The 20,823-nt window shown below is 70.5% G+C and carries 17 protein-coding genes; 6 read left to right on the top strand and 11 right to left on the bottom strand.

All coding sequences use genetic code 11. The annotated features are described in order from the left end of the window. Positions 1-7 precede the first annotated feature (7 nt). Both Acor_RS02610 and valS read right to left on the bottom strand, forming a co-directional pair. Positions 8-1,204 carry an AI-2E family transporter gene (locus Acor_RS02610; protein ID WP_246238366.1) on the bottom strand — a complete coding sequence of 399 codons (1,197 nt, stop codon included), beginning with the start codon at positions 1,202-1,204 and terminating at the stop codon, positions 8-10. 40 nt (positions 1,205-1,244) lie between these two features. Continuing rightward, positions 1,245-3,761 carry a valine--tRNA ligase gene (gene valS, locus Acor_RS02615; protein WP_155334873.1) on the bottom strand — a complete coding sequence of 839 codons (2,517 nt, stop codon included), beginning with the start codon at positions 3,759-3,761 and terminating at the stop codon, positions 1,245-1,247. A 69-nt stretch (positions 3,762-3,830) separates the two neighbouring features. Here valS and Acor_RS02620 point away from each other — a divergent pair, with 69 nt between their 5' ends. Next, on the top strand, positions 3,831-4,130 hold the full coding sequence (locus tag Acor_RS02620) for a DUF4235 domain-containing protein (RefSeq protein WP_155334874.1): 300 nt from the start codon (positions 3,831-3,833) through the stop codon (positions 4,128-4,130). Here the strand turns inward: Acor_RS02620 and Acor_RS02625 are convergent, their stop codons facing one another. The 5 genes from Acor_RS02625 to Acor_RS02645 form a co-directional block, all read right to left on the bottom strand. Then, complete coding sequence (locus Acor_RS02625; protein WP_155334875.1) at positions 4,131-5,507, bottom strand: alpha,alpha-trehalose-phosphate synthase (UDP-forming); 1,377 nt, start codon at positions 5,505-5,507, stop codon at positions 4,131-4,133. It lies immediately after the preceding gene. A 165-nt stretch (positions 5,508-5,672) separates the two neighbouring features. Then, the gene (locus Acor_RS02630) at positions 5,673-6,455 is read right to left on the bottom strand and encodes a hypothetical protein (protein WP_155334876.1); all 783 of its coding nucleotides are present in this window, start codon (positions 6,453-6,455) and stop codon (positions 5,673-5,675) included. 19 nt (positions 6,456-6,474) lie between these two features. Continuing rightward, entirely contained in the window at positions 6,475-6,774 is a 300-nt protein-coding gene (locus Acor_RS02635) for a DUF4193 domain-containing protein (RefSeq protein WP_030505490.1), read from the bottom strand. 269 nt (positions 6,775-7,043) lie between these two features. Beyond that, on the bottom strand, positions 7,044-8,342 hold the full coding sequence (locus tag Acor_RS02640) for a sensor histidine kinase (protein ID WP_155335006.1): 1,299 nt from the start codon (positions 8,340-8,342) through the stop codon (positions 7,044-7,046). Positions 8,343-8,389: 47 nt separating this feature from the next. Beyond that, positions 8,390-9,043: a response regulator transcription factor gene (locus Acor_RS02645; RefSeq protein WP_155334877.1), complete on the bottom strand. Its 654-nt coding sequence runs from the start codon at positions 9,041-9,043 to the stop codon at positions 8,390-8,392. A 199-nt stretch (positions 9,044-9,242) separates the two neighbouring features. Between Acor_RS02645 and Acor_RS41950 the strand changes: the two genes are divergently transcribed. After that, positions 9,243-9,407, top strand: coding sequence for a hypothetical protein (locus tag Acor_RS41950; protein ID WP_170316760.1), 165 nt, complete (start codon positions 9,243-9,245; stop codon positions 9,405-9,407). A gap of 30 nt (positions 9,408-9,437) precedes the next feature. Here the strand turns inward: Acor_RS41950 and Acor_RS02650 are convergent, their stop codons facing one another. Both Acor_RS02650 and Acor_RS02655 read right to left on the bottom strand, forming a co-directional pair. Beyond that, positions 9,438-10,244 carry an inositol monophosphatase family protein gene (locus Acor_RS02650; RefSeq protein ID WP_155334878.1) on the bottom strand — a complete coding sequence of 269 codons (807 nt, stop codon included), beginning with the start codon at positions 10,242-10,244 and terminating at the stop codon, positions 9,438-9,440. Between the two features lie 10 nt (positions 10,245-10,254). Continuing rightward, a complete protein-coding gene (locus Acor_RS02655; RefSeq protein WP_155334879.1) occupies positions 10,255-12,225 on the bottom strand; it encodes a S9 family peptidase in 1,971 nt (656 codons plus the stop codon). 70 nt (positions 12,226-12,295) lie between these two features. Between Acor_RS02655 and Acor_RS02660 the strand changes: the two genes are divergently transcribed. Next, on the top strand, positions 12,296-13,270 hold the full coding sequence (locus Acor_RS02660; protein WP_155334880.1) for a ferrochelatase: 975 nt from the start codon (positions 12,296-12,298) through the stop codon (positions 13,268-13,270). Here the strand turns inward: Acor_RS02660 and Acor_RS02665 are convergent. Beyond that, positions 13,227-14,384, bottom strand: coding sequence for a lytic transglycosylase domain-containing protein (locus Acor_RS02665; protein WP_246238368.1), 1,158 nt, complete (start codon positions 14,382-14,384; stop codon positions 13,227-13,229). The two genes, Acor_RS02660 and Acor_RS02665, sit on opposite strands and share 44 nt — an antisense overlap. Positions 14,385-14,563: 179 nt before the next feature. Here Acor_RS02665 and Acor_RS02670 point away from each other — a divergent pair, with 179 nt between their 5' ends. From Acor_RS02670 to sepH, 3 genes are all read left to right on the top strand, one after another. Continuing rightward, a complete protein-coding gene (locus tag Acor_RS02670) occupies positions 14,564-15,763 on the top strand; it encodes an MFS transporter (protein WP_155334881.1) in 1,200 nt (399 codons plus the stop codon). Positions 15,764-15,778: 15 nt separating this feature from the next. After that, positions 15,779-17,053 (top strand): D-arabinono-1,4-lactone oxidase, encoded by a 1,275-nt coding sequence (locus Acor_RS02675; RefSeq protein WP_155334882.1) that lies wholly within the window; start codon positions 15,779-15,781, stop codon positions 17,051-17,053. A 269-nt stretch (positions 17,054-17,322) separates the two neighbouring features. Beyond that, a complete protein-coding gene (gene sepH / locus Acor_RS02680) occupies positions 17,323-19,203 on the top strand; it encodes a septation protein SepH (protein WP_155334883.1) in 1,881 nt (626 codons plus the stop codon). 33 nt (positions 19,204-19,236) lie between these two features. Here sepH and Acor_RS02685 read toward each other — a convergent pair whose 3' ends face one another. After that, positions 19,237-20,634, bottom strand: a complete 1,398-nt coding sequence (locus Acor_RS02685; RefSeq protein ID WP_246238369.1) for a PH domain-containing protein — start codon at positions 20,632-20,634, stop codon at positions 19,237-19,239. Between the last annotated feature and the right edge of the window lie 189 nt (positions 20,635-20,823).

Genomic DNA, 20,823 nt, shown 5'->3' on the forward strand with positions numbered 1-20,823 from the left:
CGAAACCCTACCCGCTCGAGGTCGCCGGCACCGCGTCTCCCGCGCCTGGTGGGGGCGGTGTTTCTGGCGGCGTCACCGGTGGTTCACCGGCGGCGGGCGGCAGCGCCGGCGGGTCGCCCCTGCGCAGTTCGGGCAGCGCCCGGTAGATCACGGCGGTCACCGGGACCGCCACCGCCGCCCCGGCGATCCCGCCGAGCACGCCCCCGATGGCCAGCGCCAGAATGATCGCCAGCGGATGGAACTCCAGCGCCCGCCCCACGATGAGCGGCTGGAGCACGTGGTTCTCCAGCTGCTGCTCGACCACCAGGACGCCGACGAAGATCAGCGCGTACACCCAGCCCTGCGAGCCGAAGACGACCAGGGTGGCGACCGCCCCGGCGAAGAAGATGCCCACGATCGGGATGAAGCTGGCCAGGAAGATCAGTACGGCCAGCGGCGCCCACAGCGGCACCCGCATCCCCGCCAGCACCACCCCGATGATCACCCCGTGCACGGCGGCCACCGCGACCGTGCCCAGCACGTAGTGGGACAGCGTCCGCCAGGCCGCCCGCCCGGCCCGGTCCACCCGGGGCGCCGCGGAGCCGAACGCCCGCAGGAACCAGGCCCAGATCCGGTCCCCGTCCTTGAGCAGGAAGAAGGTGATGAACAGCAGCAGCACGATGGAGGCGAGCACCTCGATGATCGCGGTCGCGCCGGTCAGCACGGTGCTGGTGATCTGGCCGCGCTGCTGGTCCAGCTGCCGGGTCAGCTCCTCCACGAAGTCGGCGATCTGCGCCTCCTTCAGGTGGAACGGCCCGGTGATCAGCCAGTTCTGCGCGTCCCTGGTGGTCTGCTGGATCTGCGCGACCAGGCCGGGGAACTCCTCGTTGGCGCGGACGCCGACCAGGAAGCCCACCCCGATGATGAACGCGAACGCGACCAGCATGGTGATCCAGGTCGCGTAGATCGGCCGCATCCCGGCCGCGCGCAGCCGGTTGGTCAGCGGGAAGAGCAGGGCGGTCAGCAGGAATGCGATGGCCACCGGCAGCGCGACGAAGCTCAGCCTGGCGATGATCATCGCGATCAGGTAGATGAACGCGCCGAGCACGATCACCCGCCAGGCCCACGCGGCCAGGGTGTTCAGGATGGGCGGGACGCCAGGTCCACGCCGGTGCGGCCGGTCGAGCCCTCGCTCTGAAATATGACGCTCCTTCTCCGAGATCACCTATCCACACTGGCACGCGCTGCCCGAGATCGCGCACCCATTAACCGATGACCGTGCGGACCGCGAGCGGCTCCTCCCCCGGTTCGAGCACGAACTCCTCCACGTTCCCGGCCGCGCAGAGATCGTCCTGGGCCGGCCGGACCAGGTCGGCCCCGGCGCCGCTGACCTCCAGCCGGGAGACCTCGGCGCGCATCGAGAGCTTGGCCGCCGACTTGGCCTTGCGCACCTGGCGCAGCACCTCGGCGACGGTCTCCAGCACGGCGGGGTCGCCGTCCAGCCCGGCCGGGACCGGCCAGGCGGCGCGGTGCACCGAGCCGGACCGCCACCAGGACCAGACCTCCTCGGTGACGAACGGCAGGAACGGCGCGAACAGCCGCAGCAGCACGTCCAGCGCGTGCCGCAGGGCGGCCACCGCGGAGGCGTCCCCGTCGTAGGCGCGGGCCTTGACGAGTTCCAGGTAGTCGTCGCAGAACTGCCAGAAGAACCGTTCGGTGCGTTCCAGCGCGCGGGTGTAGTCGTAGGCCTCGAACGCCGCGGTGGCCTCGCCGATCAGCGTGTCCAGCCCGGCCAGCATGGACAGGTCGATCGGCGCCTCGATCGGGCCGTCCTGCTCGCCGAAGCCGAGGATGAACTTGGCCGCGTTCAGGATCTTGATGGCCAGCCGCCGGCCGATCTTGATCTGGCCGGTGTCGAAGGCGGTGTCGGTGCCAGGACGCCCGTTGGCGGCCCAGTAGCGCATGGCGTCGGAGCCGTACTCCTCCAGCAGGCCGAGCGGGGTGAGCACGTTGCCCTTGGTCTTGGACATCTTCTTGCGGTCCGGGTCCAGGATCCAGCCGGAGATGGCGGCGTGCGCCCAGGGCAGCACGTTGTGCTCCTGGTGGCCCCGGACCACGGTGGAGAACAGCCAGGTACGGATGATCTCGTGCGCCTGCGGCCGCAGGTCCATCGGGAACACCCGCTGGAACAGGTCGTCGTCCCGCTCCCACCCCGCCGCGATCTGCGGCGACAGGGACGAGGTCGCCCAGGTGTCCATCACGTCAGGATCCCCCGCGAACCCGTACGGCTGCCCGCGCCGCGCCTCGCTGAACCCGGGCGGCGCGTCGCTGGACGGATCCACCGGCAGCATGCTCTCCGGCGGCACGATCGGCGCCTCGTGGATGGGCATGCCCTCGGAGTCGAGCTGGTACCAGACCGGGATCGGCACCCCGAAGAAACGCTGCCGGGAGATCAGCCAGTCCCCGTTGAGGCCGCTCACCCAGTTGTCGTAGCGGACCCGCATGTGCGGCGGGTGCCAGGTCAGCTCCTTGCCCCGGTCGAGCAGCTCCCAGCGCAGCTTCTCGTCCCTGCCGCCGTTGCGCACGTACCACTGCCGAGTGGTGACGATCTCCAGCGGCCGGTCGCCCTTCTCGTAGAACTTGACCGGGCGCAGCACCCCGCGCGGCTCCCCGTCCAGGTCGCCGGAGTCGCGCAGCATCTGCACCAGCCGCTCCCGCGCGCTGTGCGCGGTCTTCCCGGCCAGCTCCTTGTACGGCTCGGCCGGCACCCCCTCCGGCGGCTCGGGCAGCAGCCGCCCGTCCCAGCCGACGATGGCCCGGGTGGGCAGGTCCAGCTCGCGCCACCAGGTCACGTCGGCGGTGTCGCCGAACGTGCAGATCATCGCGATGCCGGAGCCCTTGTCCGGTTCGGCCAGGTGGTGGGCGAGCACCGGCACCTCGACCCCGAACACCGGGGTGCGCACGCTGCTGCCGAACAGCGGCCGGTACCGCTCGTCGTCCGGGTGGGCGACCAGCGCCACGCAGGCCGGGATCAGCTCGGGCCGGGTGGTCTCGATCCAGACCCGGTCGGCGAAGCCCTGCGCCTGCTGCTCGGGCGTCAGGTGGAAGCCGATCCGGTGGAAGGCGCCGGGCCAGTCCCGGTCCTCCAGCTCGGCCTGGGCGACGGCGGTGCGGAAGGTGACGTCCCAGAGCGTGGGCGCCTCCGCCAGATACGCCTCACCCCTGGCCAGGTTGCGGAGGAACGCCCGCTGGGAGGCCGCCCGCGCGTTGCCGTCGATGGTCGCGTAGGTCAGCGACCAGTCCACCGACAGCCCGAGCCGCCGCCACAGCTCCTCGAACGCCTTCTCGTCCTCGATGGTGAGCCGCTCGCACAGCTCGATGAAGTTCCGCCGCGAGATCGGCGCCTGCTGCTTGCCTGGCTTGTCCGGCGGCGCGAACCCCGGCTCGTACGGCACCGAGGGATCGCAGCGCACCCCGAAGTGGTTCTGCACCCGGCGCTCGGTGGGCAGCCCGTTGTCGTCCCACCCCATCGGGTAGAACACCTCACGCCCGCGCATCCGCATGAAGCGGGCGATCGTGTCCGTGTGGGTATACGAGAAGACGTGACCGACATGCAGGGAGCCGGAGACGGTGGGCGGCGGGGTGTCGATCGAGTAGATCTGCTCGCGGGTCTTGGTCCGGTCGAAGCGGTAGACTCCGTCGTTCTCCCAGCGGCCTACCCATACCGTCTCCAGCCCATCAAGGGTGGGACGTTCTGGTGGCATGGATCGCTGAGTCGTCATGCCACCTCATGGTATGGCGTCGACTCGGCTGTCGTGGGTACAGGCTAGGGTCGTTACCGAGGAGGAATCATGGCGGGTAAGGAAGAGAAGCCGGACATCCAATGGCGGATCGTGGGCGGTCTGGTCGGGCTGGCCGTCGGCTTCGCCTCCAAGAAGGTGCTCTCCTTCGCGTGGGAGAAGGCCACCGGCAAGAAGCCGCCGGCCAACACCGATTCGCCCGACGTGAGCCTGGGCGAGGCGCTGGCCTACGCGGTCGTGATGGGGCTGGGCATGGAGGTGGCCAGGATCGTGACGACCCGGGCCGCGGCCAGGAAGTGGCACAACTGGAAAGCCGCAGCCCAGGATATCCAGGACGAACTCAAGGACTAGCTAGCTCTCCAGCGCCGTCAGGAACTCGTTCGCCCATCGATCCACGTCGTGGGTGGCGACCCGGCGGCGCATCGAGCGCATCCGGCGTCCCAGCTCGTGCGGGGGCGCCTGCATGGCGGTCATCATCGAGCGCTTCATGCCGTCGATGTCGTAGGGGTTGACCAGGTAGGCCTGGCGCAGTTCGTCGGCGGCGCCGGCGAACTCGCTGAGCACCAGCGCGCCGCGCAGGTCGTGCCGGCAGGCCACGTACTCCTTGGCGACCAGGTTCATGCCGTCCCGGAGCGGGGTGACCATCATCACGTCGGCGGCGGAGTAGAGGGCGGCCAGTTCGTCCCGGCCGAAGGACTGGTGCATGTAGGTGATGGGGGCGCGGCCGATCTCGCCGTACTCGCCGTTGATCCGGCCGACCTGGAGTTCGATGTCGTTGCGCAGCCGGATGTACTCCTCGACGCGCTCCCTGGTCGGCGTCGCGACCTGGACGAACACCGCCTCGCCCGGCTTCAGCCTGCCCTCGGCGAACAGCTCGCCGTAGGCCTTGAGGCGGGCCCTGATGCCCTTGGTGTAGTCCAGCCGGTCGACGCCCAGCAGCACGTGCTCGGGGTCGCCCAGTTCGGCCCTGATCTCCTTGGCCCTGGCCATCACGTGAGATTCGCGGACCAGCTGGTCGAGCTCCCCGAAGTCCACCGAGATCGGGTACGCCTCGGCCCGCACGGTCCGGCCGTCGTCCAGCTGGATGTCGTTCTTGACCGCGGAGACGCCCAGCATCTTCCGGCACAGCCGGACGAAGTTGGACGCGCCACCCGGGCGCTGGAAGCCCACCAGGTCGGCGCCCAGCAGCCCCTCCAGCAGCTCGCGCCGCCACGGCAGTTGCTGGAACAGCTCCCCGGGCGGGAACGGGATGTGCAGGAAAAAGCCGATCTTCACGTCGGGGCGGAGCTTGCGCAGCATGCTGGGCACCAGCTGGAGCTGGTAGTCCTGCACCCACACCACGGCGCCGGGCGCGGCGGCGTCGGCCGCGGCCCGGGCGAAACGATCGTTGACCGCCTTGTACGCGTCCCAGAGCACCCGGGAGTAGATCGGCGGAGCCACCACGTCGTGGTAGAGCGGCCACAGGGTCGCGTTCGAGAACCCCTCGTAGTAGAACTCGACTTCCATCGAGGACAGCGGCACCGGGATCAGGTGCATGCCGTCATGGTCGAACGGCTTGAGCTCCTCGCCCGCCGCTCCGGTCCAGCCGAGCCAGGCCCCGTCACGGCGCTGCATGACGGGCGCGATCGCGGTCACCAGACCGCCGGGACTACGGCGCCATGATTTTTCGCCCACTCGGTCGACCGGCAACCGGTTCGCGACGATCAGGAACGAGCTGGTGCCACGCATGAGCCCTCCAGTGAACCATCGCCTTGGGACCACCATACGTAAGGTCCCCGGAACGGCACATACCCCCCACGAAGTGCACAATTCACGACCAAAGCTGTGAGAATGATCTCCCGCAGGTCGGCAGCCATGGCTGAGAGGTTTAGACCTTTTGGTTACAGTTTGATATCAAACCTCGGGGGCAGGTGGCAGTGCGCGCTGCCGGCGCAGATCAGCCCGTACGGCCTGGGAGAGTCGTTTGGTCGCGGCCCGGTTCAACGCGCCGCCCGCGACGGCCCCGGTGAGGAAGGGGCCCAGAGTGGTGAGATGCCGCCCGAGCGTGCGCATCAGGCGGTTGCGCAGCGACGCCTTCGCCGCCGCGCCGAGCGCCAGCGTCACCGACGCCGGGCTGAGCGGGTCGACCCCGCGCTGTTTCGACCAGGCCACCGCGAACTGGGCGGCCCGCTGGCCCCCGCTGCCCTGGACCTGGATTCCGTAGGCTTCGTGCAGTTCCGCCAGCAGCTTGACCTCGATGGCCGCCACCACCAGGGTTTCCGCGACCAGCTGCGCCGGAGCGGAGAGCAGCAGTGGAGGGGCGGCGAACTCGGCCGCCGCGAGGGCGCCCCCGACCGCGCCGACGGCCGTCGTGGCCTTCACCGCGGTACGGACCAAGTCGTCGGCCAACTGCTCGCCGGTCAGGCCGTAATGATGCTCCTGCAGGGTCACGAGATCTCGGATCGGCAGCCTGGGCGCGATGCTCATGAACACATCGGCCAGCCAGCGCCCCCGCCCGACCCCGGACGCGCCCGCCTTCCTGGCGGAGACGACCAGCGCCTTGCTGAGACGGCCGAGCAGCCGTCGCCGCTCGGCCCCGTCCGTCTCCGCTGGGGACCCGTCCTGTGAGACGAGCTTGCCGACGAGCTCGGCTACCTCGTCCGGTCTTTCCTTCGATCGATCCGCTTCAGAAGCCATCAACGGACCCTTCCCTCAATCAGGCGGCACACTCGCGGCAGACCTGTTGCCCGTTCTTTTCCGAAGCCAGCTGGCTTCGGTGGTGCACCAGGAAGCACCGGGAACAGGTGAACTCGTCGGCCTGACGAGGAATCACCCGGAGCGAGAGCTCCTCGTTGGAAAGGTCAGCCCCCGGCAGCTCAAGCGACTCGGCCAGGTCGGTCTCGTCGATGTCGATGCTGCCCGACGACTTGTCGCTGCGCCGCGCCTGGAGTTCCTGAAGGCTGTCCTCATTCAGGTCGTCATCTGTCTTGCGCGGGCTGTCGTAGTCGGTAGCCATGTGCGTACTCCATCCCCCTCATCTATCTGTCTGCGCGGTGTCGCGCGTGCTAACGCTCGGAAGGCCAATCTTGTGCCCGCATCTTCCAGGAGATTTTGCAATCGGTACCCCGGAAGCGCCGACACTGAACCTTCCGACACGCGGACGGCCCCCGCCGACAAGGCTCCAGTTAGCCAAATATGGCGAAACCACAGCATTGGCGGGATGACCCACCGCGTTCGACGGCACATCCAACCACATGTACGGGGCTGATGTGCAGCAGGGTCGTATCAGCGCGCCGACGGAGTTGTCACGGGCGGTCCACCCATGAGTCGCACCGTCACCACGAGGCCGCCGCCGTCCCGGGGGACAGCGGTCACCGTCCCCCCATGCGCCCGGACAATCGCCCGCACGATGGACAAACCAAGCCCCGCGCCCTTGGCCGACTCGACCCGATCGGCGTGCAACCGCCGGAAGGGTTCGAAAATACTGTCCACCTCGTACGCGGGGACATACGGTCCCGTGTTCGCGACCTGAACAACCGCGCCCCCCTCGACAATTCCCGAACGCACCCAGACCTTTCCATCGCCCCCGTTGTACTTGATCCCGTTCTCCACCAGATTCGACACGCAGCGCTCCAGCAGCACCGGATCGCCCAGCGTGCTGGCCGGATGCAGGTCGTGGTCGATCTGCACGTCCTCCTGGGCGGCCTGGTTCGCCAGCTGCTCGATCGCCGTCTTGGCGACCTCGGTGACGTCCACCGGCTTGCGCACCGACAGCGCCCGCTCGCTGCGGGCCAGCAGCAGCAGCCCCTCGATCAGGCGCTCGTTGCGGGCGTTGGTGCCCAGCAGGGTCCTGCCCAGCACCCGCAGGTCGTCAGAGGCCTCCGGGTCCGACAGGGCCACCTCCAGCACGGTCCTGTTGATCGCCAGCGGGGTGCGCAGCTCGTGCGAGGCGTTGTCGACGAACCGGCGCTGCGCGTCGAAGGCGGTGTTCAGCCGGGTCAGCATGGCGTCGAAGGTGTCGGCCAGCTCCTTCAGCTCGTCGTCGGGGCCGTGCAGGTCGATCCGCTCGTGCGCCAGCGAGGTGCCGGACAGCTTCCTGGCGGTCGCGGTCATCTGCATGATCGGTTTCAACGCCCGGTCGGCCACCACGTAGCCGAGCATCACGGCCAGGATCCCGATGCCGAGCAGCGCCAGCAGCCCCCGGGTGATCAGCCCGCTCAGCACCGTGGTGGTCACCGTCCCGTTCCTGACGGTGATCTCCTCGTTCCAGTAGTCGATCAGCTGCTGCGGGATGCCCTGCGGCACGCTCAGCCGGACCCGCAGCGCGCTGTCCAGCACCGGGCGGACCAGGATGTACATCACGACCAGCAGCAGCGCCCCCGCGACGAAGAAGAGCGTGCTGTAGGTGATGGTGAGCCGCCACCGGATGCTCATCCGGTCCGGCAGCGCCTTGAGGCGCTCTCCGAGGCCGGGCGACGGCACCGGATGCGGGGCGAGCGGCGGCGGCCCGTCCCACGCGGGCGGCCCGCTGGGCGGCGGCGGGACCTGACTGCGGTACGGCCCCGTGCCCATCGCGGACACCATCCGCTGCGCCCGCTGGGGTGCGGTCTCGGTCAGGTCTCGCGGCTCGGTCACAGCTTGTACCCCACCCCGGGCACGGTCTCGATGACCTGGGGCTCACCGAGCTTCTTGCGCAGCGTCATCATGGTCACCCTGACCACGTTGGTGAACGGGTCGATGTGCTCGTCCCACGCCTTGTCCAGCAGGTCCTCCTGGCTGACCACGGCGCCCTCGGCGCGCAGCAGCTCCTCCAGGACCGCGAACTCCTTCTTGGTCAGCGCGACCTCGGCGCCGTCCCTGGTGACCAGGCGTTTACCCGGATCCAGCCGGACGCCGGAGCGTTCGAGCACCGGCGGCAGCGCGGGCGCGGAGCGGCGGCCGAGCGCGCGGACCCGGGCGATCAGCTCCAGGAACGCGAACGGCTTGGACAGGTAGTCGTCGGCGCCCAGGTCCAGGCCCTCGACCCGGTCGTCCACGTCCCCGGCCGCGGTCAGCATGATGATCCTGGTCGCGGTCCGGTCGGCCACCAGCCGCCTGGCCACCTCGTCCCCGTGCACCTTGGGCAGGTCGCGGTCCAGCACGACCACGTCGTAGTCGATATAGCTGGTCTTCTCCAGCGCCTCCGCGCCGTCGTAGGCCACGTCCACGGCCATCGCCTCACGGCGCAGCCCGGTCGCGATCGCGTCGGCGAGCACCCGCTCGTCCTCGACCACCAGTACTCGCATCGACATCCTCCTCGTGACCGCTCCCGACGCCTCATTCTCCCGCGTCCACCGGTAAGCCCACGGTAAGCGTGACTCAGTGCACAAAATCTCCTGGTTTAGTGTTACCCGCCTCGTGGGTAAAGGAGGCACACACACCCCTCTGTCCGATGCCGGGGAAGGCCACGTCCTCCCCAGGTGGACCGTTGAGAAAGTAGGTGAGATGGGCGAGTTCACGACCACGATCGAAACCCGGCTCGACCAGGCCTATAAGGGACTTCAGGAGGCCAGGACCAGCGGCGACGATTTTCTCGCCGACACCCTCACCGCCGAGATCGAAGATCTCCGGAGGCTGGCCGACGACCACGGCATCCCGCTTCCGCGCTGACCGGCGACAGTTGTCCTCGCCCCCATCGGCCTACCGGCCGGTGGGGGCGTCGCGTTCCGGGTCCAGTGGCGCGAGCAGGCCGGTCAGCTCCTCGAACAGCCCAGGCGCCGCGCAGACGGTCAGCTCCGGGCTGTGCGGCCTGCCGGCCAGGCCGCCGATCCGCGCTCCCGCCTCGACCGCGATCAACCCGCCCGCGGCGTAGTCCCAGTACTGAGTGCCGCGCTCGTAGTAGGCGTCCACCCGGCCTGACGCGACCGAGCAGAGGTCGACCGCGCACGAGCCGCCGCGCCGGATGTCGCGCACCCGGGGCAGCACCTGGGTGAGGACCTCGGCCTGGACGATCCGCCGGGACGCCGCGTAGCCGAAGCCGGTGGCGACCAGGGCTCTGTCCAGCGGCACGCCGGTGTTGCAGTGCAGCCGCTCCCCCGCCAGCCAGGCGCCGCCGCCCTTGGTGGCGGTGTAGAGCTCGCCCATCGGGACGGCGTTGACGACGCCGGCGACGATCTCCCCGGCCACTTCGACGCCGATGCTGATGGCCCAGGCGGGCAGGCCGTACAGGAAGTTGACGGTGCCGTCGATGGGGTCGACGACCCAGCGGACCCGGCCCTGACCTGGGACGTCGCCGCCTTCCTCGCCGAGGATGGCGTCGGCGGGCCTGGCCGCCTTGATCCTGGCCCGGATCAGGTCCTCGGTCTCGCGGTCGAGGGCGGTGACGACGTCGGTGGGGCTGGACTTGGTGTCGATGACCTCCGGCCTGGCCGGGCGTTTGGCCAGCAGGAGGTCACCGGCCTCGACGGCGATGTCGGTGGCCAGGGCGAGCAGATCGTCGGGGCTCATGCCGTCCAGGCTAGCGAGTCGGCCACTCCGGGCCGAGATCGATGAGGCCGGAGACGGCGGGCGGATCGAAGGCGGGCTCCAGGTGGCGGTAGACGAAGGTGAGGACGGTGTCGTACCAGGCGATGACGTTGCCCGGCTTGAGGATCCAGTGGCCCTCGTCGGGGAAGTAGAGGAAGCGGGATTCGGCGTCGGTGCGGCGCAGGTCCCACCAGAGGCGCAGGGCCTCGCCGATCGGCACCCGGTAGTCCTTGTCGCCGTGGATCACCAGCAGCGGGGTGGTGATCTTGTCGAGGGACAGGTGCGGGGAGAGCCGCTGGTAGGCCGGGCCGCCGGGCTCGCCCCACTCGCGCTGCCAGTACATGGCGGCGTCGGTGGTGCCGGCGAACTGCTCCATGTCCCAGGCGGAGGCGTGGGTGACGATCGCCCTGAAGCGGTCGGTGTGCCCGGCGACCCAGTTGGCCATGTAGCCGCCGAAGGAGCCGCCCATCGCGGCGGTCCTGCCGTGGTCGATCTCGGGCCGCTCGACCGCGGCGTCGGTGATCGCCATCAGGTCGCCGAAGGTGGCGGGGCCCCAGTTGGCCCAGCCGCGGTCGATCATCGCCTGGCCGTACCCGGTGGACATGCAGGGGTCGGGGAGCAGGACGGCGTAGCCGTGCGCGGCCATGATCCACGGGTTCCACCGCCAGGACCAGTCGTTCCAGCTGCCGACCGGACCGCCGTGGATCCAGAGCAGGAACGGCGCCGGCTTGTCGGCGGAGGCGCCCTCGGGCAGGACCAGCCAGGCGCGGAGCTCGGTGCCGTCCTCGGCCGTCGCGAAGACCTCGGTGAGGGTGCCGGGGAGTTCCATCGCGGGGGCCGGGGCTGGCAGGTACTCCACCGTGCCGTCCCTGGTGACCCTGACGGGGGCGGGCGCGGCGTCCACGGCGCTGCGCAGCGCGTAGAGGCTGCCGTCGGGGGCGGGGTTGAGCTGCGTGTACGCGCCGTCGTCGGCGGTCAGCCTGATCGGGTCGCCGCCGTCCAGCGGGAGCTGGAAGATCGGGCGGCGGCCGCGGTGGTCGGCGGTGACGTAGACGCAGTCCTGACCCCAGGCGACGTCCATCGGGAAGAGCTCGCCGCCGAGCGGCCGGCCTTCGCCGGTGGCCAGGTCGATCACCCACAGCTCCCAGGCCGCCGACCGGTCGACCGCGCCGTGCCGCTCCCGCAGGCAGGCCACCCGGCCGCCGTCGGGCGAGATCCGGACCGGGCCGGTGAAGTCGTGGTGCTCGTCGGCGGCCAGCACCCGGCGCTCGCCGCCGAGCGCGACCAGCTCCGACCGGGAGTTGCCCGCGCCGGTGGAGACCCGCCAGGTGGTGACGACGGTGGAACCGTCCGGGGAGACGTCGAAAGCGCCCTGGTCGAGGGCGCGGCCGGGTTCCGGGGTGAGGTCGGTGCCGTCGAGCCGGAACAGCCGGGTCTGGGCCGGGCCGAGGTCGTGGTCCCAGTACCTGACCGGGTAGTCGTCGTGCAGGATCGCGGTGACCCCGGCGTCCTTGCGCGCCTTGCGGCGGCCGGCCTCGGTCTCCAGGTCCCCGGGGAGCACCTGGGCGGCGTACACGATCGAGTCGCCGCCCGCCCGCGCCTCGCCGATCCCGCCGGGCCTGGACGCCAGGCGGCGCGGCTCGCCGCGCTCGGGCAGCAGCCACAGGGCGGGCACCTCGGGGTCGGCGTCCTTCTCGGCCGGGTCCGGGCGGCGGGACACGAACAGCAGCCCGCCGTCCGGCGTGAACTCCGCGCCCGCCTCCCCCTTCGCCGACCGGGTCAGCCGGTACGGCTCCGCGTCCGCCGCCAGCGGGATCTCCCACAACGCCGTGCCGTAGGTCTTCCCGTCCGGATCGAGGGACTGAACCACCGCCACCAGCCGGGTCGCGTCGGGAGAGAGCCGGAGCGCCGTCACCCGCGGGACCGCCACATACCGGCGGACATCCTGGAAGATCGAGGTCATTGTCCGAACCTACCCCCGGACGAGCACACGCCGAGAAGAGACCGGCCTGATCGCGGCCTAGGCTGAACGCATGGGGAATTATGACGCGCTGGTCGTGGTGTCGTTCGGCGGCCCCGAGCGGCCCGAGGACGTGCTGCCGTTTCTCGAGAACGTCGTCCGCGGCCGGGGGGTGCCGCGCGAACGGCTGCTGGCGGTGGAGGCGCACTACCAGCGCTTCGGCGGGGTCAGCCCGATCAACCAGCAGTGCCGGGAGCTGGTCGCCGCGCTGGAGGGCGTCGTGGACGTGCCGGTGTACTGGGGGAACCGGAACTGGCATCCGTACCTGACGGACACCGTCCGCCAGATGGCGGCCGACGGGGTGCGGCGGGCCGCCGCGTTCGCGACGGCTGCGACGAGTTCGTATTCGAGCTGCCGGCAGTACATCGAGGACATCGCGCGGGCCACCCGGGAGGTCCAGGACGCGCCGCGGCTGGTCAAACTGCCGCACTTCTACGACCACCCCGGGTTCATCGCGGCCATGACGGACCGCACCCGGGCCGCGCTGGACGAGGTGGGGGAAGACGCGCGGCTGGTGTTCACCGCGCACAGCGTCCCGCTGTCGATGGCCGCCAAGTCCGGGCCGCGGGGCGGAGCCTACGAGGCCGAACTGCGGGCGGCCTCCGCGCTGGTCGCGCAGGCGTGCGGGACGGGGGACTTCGACCTGGTGTGGCAGAGCCGCAGCGGGCCGCCGCAGGTGCCCTGGCTGGAGCCGGACGTCTGCGACCACCTGGAGGAACTCCACGCCCAGGGGACCGAGGCCGTCGTCCTGGTGCCGATCGGGTTCGTCTCCGACCACATGGAGGTCCGCTACGACCTCGATCTGGAGGCGGCGGCCAAGGCGGCCGAGCTGGGCCTGCGGCTGGCCAGGGCGGGCACGGCGGGCACCCATCCCCGGTTCGTGTCCATGATCAAGGAGCTGATGGACGGGCCCGAGCCGGTCCCGTGCCCGGTGGACTGCTGCGTCATTGGTTCGGGTAGGCCAGCGCGTACGCCTCCGACAGGCTGAGCACCTTGTCGACGTAGGACCAGGAATGGTTGTAGTGCCAGACGGCCTTCCTGAGCTGCTCGCCGCCCTGGCCCGCCTTGTTGGCGCACAGGTAGTTGGCGGCGGACGGCACCGCGTCGTAGGCGCTCCAGATGTCGGAGACGCCGTCCCCGTCCCCGTCCAGGCCATACGCCTTCCAGGTCGCGGGCATGAACTGCATCGGGCCGAGCGCGCCGGCCGAGGACGGGCCGTTGTTGCGGCCGTGGCTGCTCTCGACCTGGCCGATCGCGGCCAGCACGGTCCACGACAGGCCGGGACAGACCCCCGCGCCGCGCTGGTAGAGCTCCAGGTAGCTGTCGGGGCGGCCGACCAGGACGCTCCTGGCGGCGACCTGGGTCTGCCGGGGGCTGGGTTCCGGGCCGACCGACACCACCTGGGCGTGGCCGCCGAGCAGGTCCAGGACCCGCTGCCGGTTCACGTGCTCGCCGTGCAGCAGGACCACGACGCCGGTGGCGAAGCCCAGGCGGGCGCCGAGCTCCTTGCCGATCAGGCCGTCCACGCCGGGGAAGCCGAGCGCGGCCGAGGCCGCCACCCGGAGCCTGGGGCCGCCGTCGAGCTGGTATTCGGCGCCGAGGACCATGTTGAGCCGCTTCACCACGGCGCTGTCTGCGACGATCTCGCCGCGCGCCAGCGCGCTCCACACGGCGGGGTGGTCGGCCACCGCCTTGGGGGTCCAGGAGCGGAACTGGGCGGGGTCCACGGCCAGCAGCTGCAGGCCGGTCCCGGCCACCCGGACGGTGCCGCCGTCCACGACGGCGACCTTCTGCACGTTCTTGACCTTCGCCAGGCTGTGCAGGATCTGCTCGGGGACGGTCGCGGCGGCGATGGCGAGCAGTCCTGGCGGGGTCACCTGGACGCCGGGGCCGCCGACGACCGGCGGGGCCGACGGCAGAGTGCGGTCGGGGACCAGCGCCTGCCGGGGGGAGCCCATCGCCGATTCCGTGGCGCCTGCTGTGTCATCGCGGACCAGCAGGAGCACGCTGCCCGCCGAGACGGTCACCGTGATCAGCACGGCCAGCCCGGCTACCAACACCCGAAGCGGCGTGAGCCAGGAGAGATGGGACACCTGGTTCACCGTAGTAGCTTATAGGCCGAAAACTCACTTGCCTTCCGCCCTGTCTGTGCGCAAGGGTCGGTAAGGGTCTTTCTAGAGGAACACAGCTGTCCGCGTGCCACTCCCATGGCCGCAGCCGATCCCGGTCGGCGTGCCCGGACGCAGTACATCGTGCCCAGGGCGCGCGAGAGGGGTTTGTCATGGTCGGGCCATATCGAGGGCTGTTCAGCACGCCTGGGGTCAAGTCGTTCGTGCTGGCGGGATTCGTGGGACGCATCCCGATCTCGATGCTCGGCATCGGCATCACGCTGCTGGTCCACTCCATCACCGGGTCGTACGCGACCGCCGGAGCCGTCTCCGCCATCGTGTCGCTCGCGTTCGCCGTCGCCGCGCCGCTCTCCGGCCGCCTGGTGGACCGGTTCGGGCAGGCCAGGATCCTGGTGCCGTTCGTCTTCGTGCACGGAATCGCGCTGTCGGGGCTGATGCTGCTCGCGCACGCGCACGCGCCCCTCTGGACGCTCTTCGTCTCCGGCGCGATCGCCGGCGTCTCGGCCACCTCGCTCGGCTCGATGGTCCGGGCCCGCTGGTCCTACCTGCTGTCCGACTCCGGCAAGCTGCATGCGGCGTTCTCGTTCGAGTCGGTCGCCGACGAAGTGATCTTCGTGACCGGCCCGGCGTTCACCGCCGTGGTGGCCACCAGCGTCAACGTGTACGCCGGGCTGATCGTGGCGGTCGTCCTGACCGTGCTCGGCACGCTGGCGTTCGCGCTGCTCAAGAGGACCGAACCGCCCGCCGTCCGGCACCGGCAGGAGCGCGGCTCCCCGATCGCCATCCCCGGGGTGGCGCTGCTGTCCGGGGTGCTGCTGGCCATGGGCGCGGTCTTCGGCTCGGTCGACATCGTCACCGTCGCCTTCGCCGAGGAGCAGGGCAGCAAGGCCGCCGCCGGGTTCCTGCTGGCCGCCTTCTCCGGCGGCAGCATGGTCTCCGGGCTCTGGTACGGCGCCCGCGCCTGGAAGATCACCCTGCGCAGCCGGCTGGTCCGCGGCCTCTTCGTGTTCGTGGCCGGGCTGACGCCGGTGCTGCTCATGCACAGCCTGGGGGCGATGGCGGTCGCGCTGTTCTTCGCCGGGCTGGCCATCTCGCCGACACTGATCACCAGCTTCTCGCTGATCGAGCGGCTGGTCCCGGCCGGGCAGCTGACCGAGGGCATGTCCTGGCTGTCCACCTCGGTCGGGCTCGGCGTGGCGGTCGGGGCGTGGGCGGGCGGGCATCTCACCGACAGCTTCGGGGCGTCCAACGCGTACGGGTTCGCGTACGCGTGCGCGCTGCTGGCGGCGCTGGTCGGGGTGGCCGGTTCGACCTGGTTGCGGACGCCGGTGGCTTCGGAGAGCCGGTCATGAGTACCGTTCATCTTCATGCGCTTCGTTAACTGGGCGGGGAATCAGGCGGTCGTGCCCGCCGAGGTCCGGACTCCGGCGTCGGCGGGGGAGGTGGCGCAAGCCGTACGGGACGGGGCGAAAGCCGGGCGGAGCGTGCGGATGGTCGGGACCGGGCACTCGTTCACCGGCGTGGCGCTGACCGACGGGCTGCTGCTGCGGCCGAACGCGCTGACCGGCATCCTCGCCTACGGCGGCGACTGGGTGCGGGTGGCCGCCGGGACCCCGCTGCACGTGCTCAACGAGGAGCTGGACCGGCGCGGTCTCGCGCTGGCCAACATGGGCGACGTCACCGCGCAGACCGTGGCCGGCGCCATCCAGACCGGCACCCACGGCACCGGGCGGGACGTCGGCGGGCTGGCCGACCAGGTGATCGAGCTGGAACTGGTGCTCGCCGACGGATCGATCACCTCGGTCCGGGACGGCGACCTGTTCGACGCGGCCCGGGTCGGGCTGGGCGCGCTCGGCGTGCTCACCTCGGTCACCTTCCGGGTGGAGCCGTCCTTCCTGCTGCGCAGCAGCCGGGATCCGATGTCGTTCAGCGGGATCCTGGACGATCTCGACACGCTGACCGCCGAGAACGAGCATCTCGACTTCTTCTGGCTGCCGCATACCGATACCTGCCTGGTCAAGAGGAACAACCGGTCGCCGGGGCCGGCCGCGCCGCCGAGCGCGATCAAGCGCTGGCTGGACAACGTGTTCCTGGAGAACACGCTGTTCGGGGTGGCCTGCGCGGCGGGGGCGCGGTTTCCGGGGGCGATCCCGTGGCTCAACGAGGTGTCGGCGCGGCTGCTGAGTCCCTCGGTGTCGGTGGACACCTCGTACAAGATCTTCACGAGTGTGCGGGAGGTGCGGTTCCTGGAGATGGAGTACGCGATCCCGCGCGAGCATCTCGGCCAGGCGCTGCGGGAGACCAGGGACCTGGTGGAGCGGGCGGGCTGGCGGATCGGGTTCCCGATCGAGGTGCGGGTGACGCCGCCGTCGGACGCGTGGCTGTCCACCGCCCACGGGCGCGAGTCCGCCTACGTGGCCTGCCATGTCTACCGGTCGACGCCGAACCCCGAGTACTTCGCCGGGGTCGAGGAGATCATGATGCGGCTGGGCGGGCGCCCGCACTGGGGCAAGCTGCACAACCGCGACGCCGCCTCGCTGGCGACGGCCTACCCGAGGTTCGCCGACTTCGCGAAACTGCGCGCCGAACTGGATCCTGACCGGATCTTCGGCAACGCCTACCTGGACGTCGTGCTCCCCTGAACCCCCTTCGTTCCGCAGGGGAAGATGTCAATTGGCCCAAGTCCACCGCGACGGGCGGCGTCATTGTGAAGAATCGGGGAAGGACCCTGATGGCTTGCCGCTTGTAGAAAGGTCAACCCCGACAAATGTGACCGGCGTCACATCGACTCCCACACCCCTGGGGAAGGCGATGTTCGGACATGCCGGGTACGGTGCTGGAAGGCAACCGGCTCACGCGAGACACTCAAGGGTCCGGGGGAAGATTTCAGCTCGACGACGAAGGGACTCGCATGCAGGAGCTCCGTCTCGTCGCGGTGAGTGAGGACGGCACCTACCTCGTTCTGGCCACGGCCGGAAGGGGCACCCGGTTCACGCTGCCCGTCGACGATCGGCTCCGCGCTGCGGTTCGCGGCAACTTCTCCCGTCTCGGCCAGTACGAGATCGAAGTGGAGAGCCCGTTGCGTCCCAAAGAGATCCAGGCGCGGATCCGTGCCGGTGAGACCGCGGAAGAGATCGCGGCCACCGCCGGCATACCCGTCGAACGGGTGCGCTGGTTCGAGGGCCCCGTGCTCCAGGAGCGCGAGTACGTGGCCCAGCAGGCGCAGCGCGTCGCGGTCCGGCTACCCGGCGAGAACACCCCACGCCCCACCCTCGGCGAACTCGTCGCCGAACGCCTCACCCGCCGCGGCGTGCCCGCCGACGAGATCGACTGGGACTCCTGCAAGCGGGACGACAACCTGTGGCGGATCAAGCTCGGCTTCGTGTGGAACGGTCACACCAGGCACGCCGAGTGGCTCTTCGACCCGCGCCGGCGGCACATCACGCCCTACGACGACGAGGCGATGCGCCTGTCCGCCGCCGAATACATCGACCCCCCGCAGGAGGAGGCGACGGTCCGGCCGTTCGTGCCCCGCCTGGCCGGGAAACTGGCGCCTGTTCCCGCCTTCGAACACCGGTTCGAGCCGGAGCCGTACGCGGAGCCCGGCGGCTTCACCGAGCCCTCCTACCAGGAGACCGCCTACCTCCCCGCGCCACCACAACGCCCCACCTACGCAGAACCCACCCCCCTGCCCGTCCCCGCGCCTCTTCCCGCGCCGGTACGGCCTGCGGCGTTCCACCCGGAACCCCCGATCCAGCCGGAGCCGGTCCACCGGGAGCCTCCGCCCCGGCCGATCCCGGTGCGCGTCCCCGACCTGGTCGCCGAACAGCCGATGCGAGAGCCCGCGGCCCACATGAGGCCGCTTGAGAGCCCGTCGGTCACCCCGGCACGCACGGAAACCGAGCCCGCTCCCCTCACGGAACCAGTCCCCGCCGAACAGCGAATGGGCGCGACCACTCCTCCCAAGCCCACCGAACCCGCTGTTCAGCCCGCCCCCCAAGCCCGCACCGAGCCCGCGGCCAGCCTGGCCGACGGGCCTGTCGCGGCGCGCACCCCAGAGCCGACCCCCGCGCCGGCCATTCAGCCTGCCGCCCAGCACCCGACCACACCGGCCGCCGTTCAGCCCGGCACCGAACGTCCGGCCGAGCCGGTCGCCCAGCCCAGTGACATGCGTACTGCCGAGTCTCTCGCGCAGCCTGCCCTTCAACCCGTCACCGAGCACCCGGCCGCACAGCCTGCCGTTGAACCTGCCGCCGAGCACCCGGCCGAGCGGGCCACCCAGCCTGCCGTCCAGCCCACGGCCGAACCCCCGGCCGCGCAGCCTGCCGTCCAGCGCACCGCCGAAAGCCCGGCCGCGCAGCCTGTTGCCGCTCAGCCCGGACCCGAACACCCGGCCGCGCACGTTGCCCAGCCCAGTGACGTGGGGGCTGCCGAGCCGGTGGCAGTCGAGGTGGCGCCGGAGGCCAAGCCGGTCGTCGTTGTCGAGCCGGAAGAGAGCAAGCCCGCCGTCGCTGCCGCGATCATGGACGCGAAGCCGCTCGTCCCCGCTCCCGTCGCGCCACCGGTGGAAGAGCCGGTGGCCGTGCCCGCAGCCAGAGTTCCGGACGAAACACCCGCCACCGAACCCGCCGCCGCCAAAAACGGCACCCAGCCCACGGGCAAGGACCCAAAGCCAGAACCACCCACAACGGTCCCACCGAAGCCGGCCCCACCCCGCCGCAAGTCACGCGGCCGCCGCGCCTCGGTCCCAAGCTGGGACGAAATCATGTTCGGCGCCCGCAAGCCGGACTAAACACGGGCAGTTTTGCCGCGCTGGACGGCTGGATCAGGAACGGATGACGAACTGGTCCAGCCACTCCGGGGTGACCTCGGCGGCGAACTCCACGCCTTGGCGTTCGCCGGTGTCGAGCGCGGCGTAACCACCCCGGCCCGCGCCGACGCCCGCGATCACCGTCAGCAGCCCGGCCGAACGCTGGAACCACGTCTGCTTGAACGTCCACCCGACCACGGCCCGGCGCTCGACGATCGCCTGCGTACGCCGAAGCGAACCGGACCGCACCGACAGGCGCGTCCCGTCATACCCGTGACCCAGCGACCCATAACGGTCAAGCCCGAGCGGAATGCCCACCAGCGCGAGCACGAATCCGATCATCGCGACAACACCCCAGCCGAGCACGGCCGCCCCCGCGGCCACCAGCAGCCACGGAAAAATGGCCCGGAACAGCCGTCGCCTACGCGCCTGCGCCGGATGCGCACGCAGCGCCGCAACGGACTGACTCCGTATCCCGGACTGACCTGGCGTGCCCGACTGACCTGATGTCCCGGATTGGCTTGGGGTGCCGAACGGGCCGATGGCCTCGGTGGCGATAGCCAGGGCGGCGGCCTTGGGTGAGACGGGCAGGAGTTGGCCGCGGGTCTGCGAGTCGCCGAGGCCGGTCACCACTGCCCACATTCTGACCAGCTTGGCCGCCCGCTCCAGTGGGCTCTCGGCCAGCTCGTAGCCGCGGATCCGGCGGCGCTCCAGCGACACCACCCGCCGGTTGATCAGACCGCGCTCGGCGACCAGATAGCCGTCGCGCGATCGCAGCGTGAAGTCCCAGTTGAAGATCGCGTACATGACGCCGCCGACGAACGGCATCGCCAGCACCAGCACCGCCACACCGATGATCAGGTACTGCGGCCGATCCCACAGCCACTCCCCCACCGCCCAGGCGTCCCGGCCGCTGATCCCGAACTCATCGCCCCACTGGAACAGCAACCCGATCGCACCCGCGACCAGCGCGAACGGCGTCAGCAGATACGCCCCCGACAGCGGCCCATACCTGAGCCACGACCGGGGAACCCTGACGTAGTAATGCTCCTCGACCGGCTCCGACCCAACCGATTCCCCCGCGGACACGGACGCCTCCGAGGTCACGACCGCACCACCCCGCCGGGCCAGCAGAACAGCCCGCAGCCGCTCGGCCTCCTCAACGGTGACCCCGTTGAGCTCACCCTCCTGCTTGTCACCCCCGGCCCCGGTATCCAGCTTGAGCACGGCCAGCCCCAACAGCCGATGCAACGCCGGCGTACTCACATCCACCCCGCGAATCCGCTCCAACGGAATGGTCCGCACCGACCGACTGACGAACGCCCTCGTCAACTCCAGCCGATCCCCCGCGATCGTGTACGTGAACGTGACCCACCTGATCACCGCGAACACCACCGACCCAGCCACCCCCATAGCCGCAAACCCAAACGACCGAGGCGAAAACCCACCCGCAACCAGCACCCCACCCAACGGCAACAACAGCGACGGCAACATCCGCACCGGATCAATCAACAACACCTTCGGACTAAGCCGCGACGCCACCGCCACCCCGCCCTGCCCAGGGACAGTCCCGTCCTCAGAGACACCCGCCCTCTCCGGGAC

This window comes from Acrocarpospora corrugata (assembly GCF_009687845.1).
Taxonomy (GTDB): Bacteria; Actinomycetota; Actinomycetes; order Streptosporangiales; family Streptosporangiaceae; genus Acrocarpospora; species Acrocarpospora corrugata.

Bases quoted from the DNA above. Each gene is read 5' to 3' on its own strand.
- valS (WP_155334873.1), bottom strand. From the start codon at position 3,761: ATGACGACTCAGCGATCCATGCCACCAGAACGTCCCACCCTTGATGGG.
- Acor_RS02640 (WP_155335006.1), bottom strand. From the start codon at position 8,342: ATGGTGTCCGCGATGGGCACGGGGCCGTACCGCAGTCAGGTCCCGCCG.
- sepH (WP_155334883.1), top strand. From the start codon at position 17,323: ATGCAGGAGCTCCGTCTCGTCGCGGTGAGTGAGGACGGCACCTACCTC.
- Acor_RS02660 (WP_155334880.1), top strand. From the start codon at position 12,296: ATGGGGAATTATGACGCGCTGGTCGTGGTGTCGTTCGGCGGCCCCGAG.
- Acor_RS02645 (WP_155334877.1), bottom strand. From the start codon at position 9,043: ATGCGAGTACTGGTGGTCGAGGACGAGCGGGTGCTCGCCGACGCGATC.
- Acor_RS02650 (WP_155334878.1), bottom strand. From the start codon at position 10,244: ATGAGCCCCGACGATCTGCTCGCCCTGGCCACCGACATCGCCGTCGAG.
- Acor_RS41950 (WP_170316760.1), top strand. From the start codon at position 9,243: ATGGGCGAGTTCACGACCACGATCGAAACCCGGCTCGACCAGGCCTAT.
- Acor_RS02630 (WP_155334876.1), bottom strand. From the start codon at position 6,455: ATGGCTTCTGAAGCGGATCGATCGAAGGAAAGACCGGACGAGGTAGCC.
- Acor_RS02620 (WP_155334874.1), top strand. From the start codon at position 3,831: ATGGCGGGTAAGGAAGAGAAGCCGGACATCCAATGGCGGATCGTGGGC.
- Acor_RS02685 (WP_246238369.1), bottom strand. From the start codon at position 20,634: ATGGGGGTGGCTGGGTCGGTGGTGTTCGCGGTGATCAGGTGGGTCACG.
- Acor_RS02635 (WP_030505490.1), bottom strand. From the start codon at position 6,774: ATGGCTACCGACTACGACAGCCCGCGCAAGACAGATGACGACCTGAAT.
- Acor_RS02625 (WP_155334875.1), bottom strand. From the start codon at position 5,507: ATGCGTGGCACCAGCTCGTTCCTGATCGTCGCGAACCGGTTGCCGGTC.
- Acor_RS02675 (WP_155334882.1), top strand. From the start codon at position 15,779: ATGCGCTTCGTTAACTGGGCGGGGAATCAGGCGGTCGTGCCCGCCGAG.
- Acor_RS02655 (WP_155334879.1), bottom strand. From the start codon at position 12,225: ATGACCTCGATCTTCCAGGATGTCCGCCGGTATGTGGCGGTCCCGCGG.
- Acor_RS02670 (WP_155334881.1), top strand. From the start codon at position 14,564: ATGGTCGGGCCATATCGAGGGCTGTTCAGCACGCCTGGGGTCAAGTCG.